This window comes from Sporosarcina sp. E16_3, from assembly GCF_017347125.1.
In the GTDB taxonomy this organism is placed as follows: domain Bacteria; phylum Bacillota; class Bacilli; order Bacillales_A; family Planococcaceae; genus Sporosarcina.
Genome location: NZ_JADPRX010000061.1, coordinates 1 through 4,661, shown reverse-complemented (window position 1 = coordinate 4,661; position 4,661 = coordinate 1). Strand labels below are relative to the sequence as shown.

The 4,661-nt window shown below is 39.3% G+C and carries 6 protein-coding genes; all 6 read left to right on the top strand.

Annotated features, from left to right (window positions below; genetic code table 11):
* Positions 1 to 311 (top strand): RNA-guided endonuclease InsQ/TnpB family protein (locus tag I2483_RS18940; RefSeq protein ID WP_207278615.1); only part of this gene is annotated, 311 nt, incomplete at its 5' end.
* A 227-nt stretch (positions 312 to 538) separates the two neighbouring features.
* On the top strand, positions 539 to 1,138 hold the full coding sequence (locus tag I2483_RS18935) for a hypothetical protein (RefSeq protein ID WP_207278614.1): 600 nt from the start codon (positions 539 to 541) through the stop codon (positions 1,136 to 1,138).
* A gap of 48 nt (positions 1,139 to 1,186) precedes the next feature.
* The gene (locus I2483_RS18930; protein ID WP_207278613.1) at positions 1,187 to 1,900 is read left to right on the top strand and encodes a hypothetical protein; all 714 of its coding nucleotides are present in this window, start codon (positions 1,187 to 1,189) and stop codon (positions 1,898 to 1,900) included.
* 127 nt (positions 1,901 to 2,027) lie between these two features.
* On the top strand, positions 2,028 to 2,633 hold the full coding sequence (locus I2483_RS18925) for a hypothetical protein (RefSeq protein ID WP_207278612.1): 606 nt from the start codon (positions 2,028 to 2,030) through the stop codon (positions 2,631 to 2,633).
* Positions 2,599 to 3,429: a hypothetical protein gene (locus I2483_RS18920; protein WP_207278611.1), complete on the top strand. Its 831-nt coding sequence runs from the start codon at positions 2,599 to 2,601 to the stop codon at positions 3,427 to 3,429. Before I2483_RS18925 ends, I2483_RS18920 begins: the two co-directional genes overlap by 35 nt.
* Before the next feature lie 161 nt (positions 3,430 to 3,590).
* Positions 3,591 to 4,517, top strand: coding sequence for an aldo/keto reductase (locus I2483_RS18915; RefSeq protein WP_207278610.1), 927 nt, complete (start codon positions 3,591 to 3,593; stop codon positions 4,515 to 4,517).
* Positions 4,518 to 4,661 lie beyond the last annotated feature (144 nt).

Here is a 4,661-nt window from a genome sequence, read left to right as displayed (position 1 = left end):
CCATCGAAGATTTAAACGTCAAAGGCATGATGAAAAACCGCCATTTATCCCGCGCAATTGGCAAACAAAACTTCAAGCAGTTTAGGGAATGGCTCATCGCGATGTGTTTAGAAATCGGAATTGAAGTTCGTCTCGTCAATCGCTGGTTCCCCTCTTCTAAATGCTGTTCGAGCTGTGGTGAGAAAAATGTTTCTTTATCCCTCGCCGATCGTATTTTCACGTGTGGAAATTGCGGGTTGGAAATGGATCGGGATTTTAATGCTAGTTTAAATCTGAAATATACGAAGGAGTACACGGTTGTGACAGAATGAAAACCGTGTATCAATAGGGTGGGCTACATCCAAATTTACGCCTGTGGAGTGCTATATCAACCGCAGTAGCGGGCAAGTGGCGAGGCGGGGTACGAAGAAGCAGGAAAAAGTCTAGCGTAGAGGAACTTACACGTTCTTCTATGTTTTAAGTAGCAGAATGCGGATTGAAATTCATAAAAATTACAATCTTGATAGTATTAGCGACTTTGATAGGGGGATGTACAGGTATGGAGAACTCAGGCACTAATAAGGAAACCAAAACAGAACTTCCAGATACAATTGCAGCACAAGATGAATTCACACGCTCATTCCTCGTTTCAACTGACGAAGTTGCGGAAGGGCATTATGCTTTTAAGACTTGGACAGAGGCATATACGATGTGGATACCGACGGCTGCTAAACTATCCGAAGGGTTTTATGAAAAACGAGAGAAGCACTGGGAACGATTTTCATATGCATGGTTGGATAACGAAGAAAATCTATCCTACGGCGTATTTGCGCAATTTGAGGACCGACCTGACTCTGAGAAAATGGGTTTACAACATTTAACTGACTACACTAAATTTGAGGGTGAATATAGTAAAAGCGAAGATGAAAACAATATCTATTATTATGGCAAAAGTGTTTATGAAACTGGACAAGAACAAGAAGAAAAAATTCCTGTCTATTCACATATAGGCTTTATTAAACATAAAAACAGTGATAAAGCATTAGGGATCTTATTTGATCACCATTGCAGTGATTGGACAACAAATTGTAATGCAGATACAAAAAGTATAGAAGATCATTTTTGGAAACTGGTAAAGTCAGTAAAGTTTGAGGATTGAAGAAGATGAAGCATTTACTACCCAACTCTAACTAGAGGGGAGGATAAGATGAATAAATCAAATGATGAACAACTGGACGTACTCGACTCCGCTATTCTTAAAGCACGAATTGGGCAATTAGATAATGCCGCAGCAAGCTTGGCGATGTTTGGTAATTCAGGCTATCTAGCTGCAAAAGATGTAAATTTGGCTGCTAAAGGATTTGGAATTACCCGCGGTACTAGAGTATATCCACGTGGAGATAGAAGAACCATAGTGAAAATAACTAAACCAGAATTAATCGGTGTTAGGAGGAAGATATATCGGCATAGAGATGCAGAGAATTATACGAAGGTCTTCCGCCGTGTAGATCCGATGACGAATGTGAAAGAGTCCTTCAAGTTTGCAGGGAACAAGATCGGCTATCTCGGCATTGCTACAACTGTAGGCGGAGATATCTATCACGGCGTCAACAATGGCGAGTCTACTAGTGAAATTGCGGGTAATGTGACTGGAGACGTTGCTGTTGCGGGAGCATCGATTGCAGCTTCTGCATGGATGGGCGCTCAGGCAGGTGCGTATATTGGCGTATTTGGTGGACCTTTAGGGGTTGTCGCAGGTGCGGCTGTAGGACTCGTTATGGGAGTAGTGGTAACTGCTTTCCTAAGTGAATTTAAAATTATGGATGTAAATAATGATGGAAAAACGGATTCGATTGGAGATGCAATAAAAATAGGAACAACTGGTATAATCGACAAAGTTTCATCTTGGTTTAAAGGATAGGAGAGAATCTAATATCGATAAAAATAGAAGTGATGCGATCAAGTTATCATACTTGAGATTCCAAACGCCAAAGGAAAATAAAAAAAATATTATTGTGTTTTTCTTGCTTTTACTATATGTAACCGGAATGATCCCAATTGTTGCTGTCCCATTTTCGGTTGTAATCTTTAAAATGGCGATTGTTCCAGTAGTCATATTGCAAATCTGGGCTTTTCTTTATATAATTGCGCCATACAAATTTGAAAAGTCTTATTATCTGTTTTTTGGAGTATATGGAGTTGTCAATACATATGTCTTTTTTTTGGCAACGCAAAAACTGCTGTATTCTCATATAGGGACTGAAGGGAAAACACCGTTCATAATTGGGCTTGTCCTCTTTCTTGGTTTACTGGTGCTAGTAAACTCGCTGAATCTAAAGGCGCTTTACACGGGAACCTATCATAAAATGCAGCAGATGAAAAGTGTAAATGTTTGGTGGCTCTCAATTGCTGGAATGGGTTATGTGATTGGTCAGCTTATTTTATCTTTCGTCTATAGTGAATCTGCAAAAATGATGATTTTCATTTTTTTAATTTCACTATTATCTATTTTTACAGCATATGCTTCCGCCTCTCTCCATCGTTACTATTTCATTGTTAAAAATATGAATCTTGTAAAACAGGTTTACCCGGATTTTGGTTTACCGATGAATGAAAGACATGACAAATCTAAAAAAAGTAAGAGAAGGAAGTGAAGATATGATTCCAGAGTTTACGAAAAATGATATTTTCGTTATGTTGCAAACCCTGAATACGAAGTCAATCATCGGTTTTTCCAATCCATTCATAGCGTTAACAAAACAGGAAATAGAAAAGGAATGGGAGAAAACGTATAAGAAACTTCATCTACGTGGGCTTGTTAACCTCGTCGAGGGTGAAGTGAAATTGGAGGAAGGATTCGCAAATGCACTCTGGATTATGTCCAGAACGAATTTGACTGTGGAGATTATAACGGATGGGAAAAAGAAAAATGTGTTCTATTTTGGTACAGAGAATGTAGTTGAATGCTCTCGCACGGCGGACAATAATTACACGCTTTATATGCACGGGGCTCCTGACAACACATGGAATGATGTTATCTATCCGCGTATGCTTGCTGGCGTTGAAAAACAACATGTGCAAATGGAGGATAGAATTTTGATTCCAACATCTATGTATACTAAATGTGTGGAAAATGGTTTGGTTTTGGATAACGATAAACTAGAGCCATTTAATGCGGGTCAAAATTTGAATAGCATAACTAAAAAATTGAACCATTCTATCAAAAATGAGATACACAATAGCCGTTTGATGTTGTTTTATCAAGAAGACAGTAAGTGGTCGATTGAAGGATTACATGTACTCACGTCACCAACAGGCAATTGGACATTTAAAATGATCAATGAAAATGAAGTGGAATTGCTAGATGGGAAAAACAGTACGAATATTGAAATTGTTACGGAGATATTGGATGTCTTACGCAGGGGAAGTATAAACGATAATGAAAAGTAAGTAAGGAAACTATGCGTGGCGGACGCGGGGCTTTTCTGATTTTGGATTGCACATGTGCAGTCACACACATCATCTACTCCTTATCCAAGAATCAAATTGACCTATTTGCTAGATTATGAGGTATTCTAACTAGTGTGACTACAATTGGGGGAGGTTTTTTTATGAACTATACGCAAATTAAACACACCGATCTAAACGTATCCAACATCATAATGGGGAATATGCGTTTGACACAGCTTTCGTTAACAGAAATAGAGCAGTTAATCCGCACGGCACTTGATGAAGGAATTAACTTCTTTGATCATGCAGATATTTATGGTCAAGGTAGGTGCGAAGAATTGTTTGCCGAGGCAATCCAAATGAACCCGAGCATCCGTGAAAAAATGATTTTGCAAAGTAAATGTGGCATTAAAGGCGAAGAAAACTACTTTGATTTTTCCAAAGAACATATCCTTGACTCAGTTGACGGTATTTTAAAGCGCTTAAACACGGATTACTTGGACCTGCTACTCCTTCACCGTCCTGATCCACTAATGGAGCCAGCTGAAGTTGCCGAGGCATTTGATAAATTGCATAGCAGCGGAAAAGTTAAACATTTTGGGGTGTCGAACCATAACCCCGCACAGATTGAACTGTTGCAAAAATATACACCACATAAATTAGTCGTCAACCAAATTCAGTATAGTATTGCACATACACCGGTGATTGACGCGGGAATTGCGTTAAATATGAATATAGATCAAGCCATCAATCGTGATAGCAGTGTACTAGAATACTGTCGGTTGAATGATATCACGCTACAAGCATGGTCGCCATTTCAAAATGGCTTCTTTGAGGGCCCATTCCTTGGCGATTTAGAGAATTTTTTAGAGTTGAATAAAGTGATTGACGAAATTGCAGCTAACTATGACGTAACAAACACGGCAATCGCAACCGCCTGGATTAGTCGCCATCCAGCTAACATCCAAGTCGTACTCGGAACAACGAATCCTCAGCGATTAAAAGACGCATGTAAGAGCACAGCTATTACGTTAACTAGAAAAGAATGGTATGACATTTATAAAGCAGCTGGAAATATCGTTCCGTAACAACACCATTATCAACAATGACCTCCTGCCGAATTATCGGTTAGGAGGTTTTTCTGGTTCAGAATCGATCATATCCTGGTGTTAGCGATCATATGTCCCGGCAAACCGATCATATCCTAGCGCGAGCGATCATATCTCCCTGCA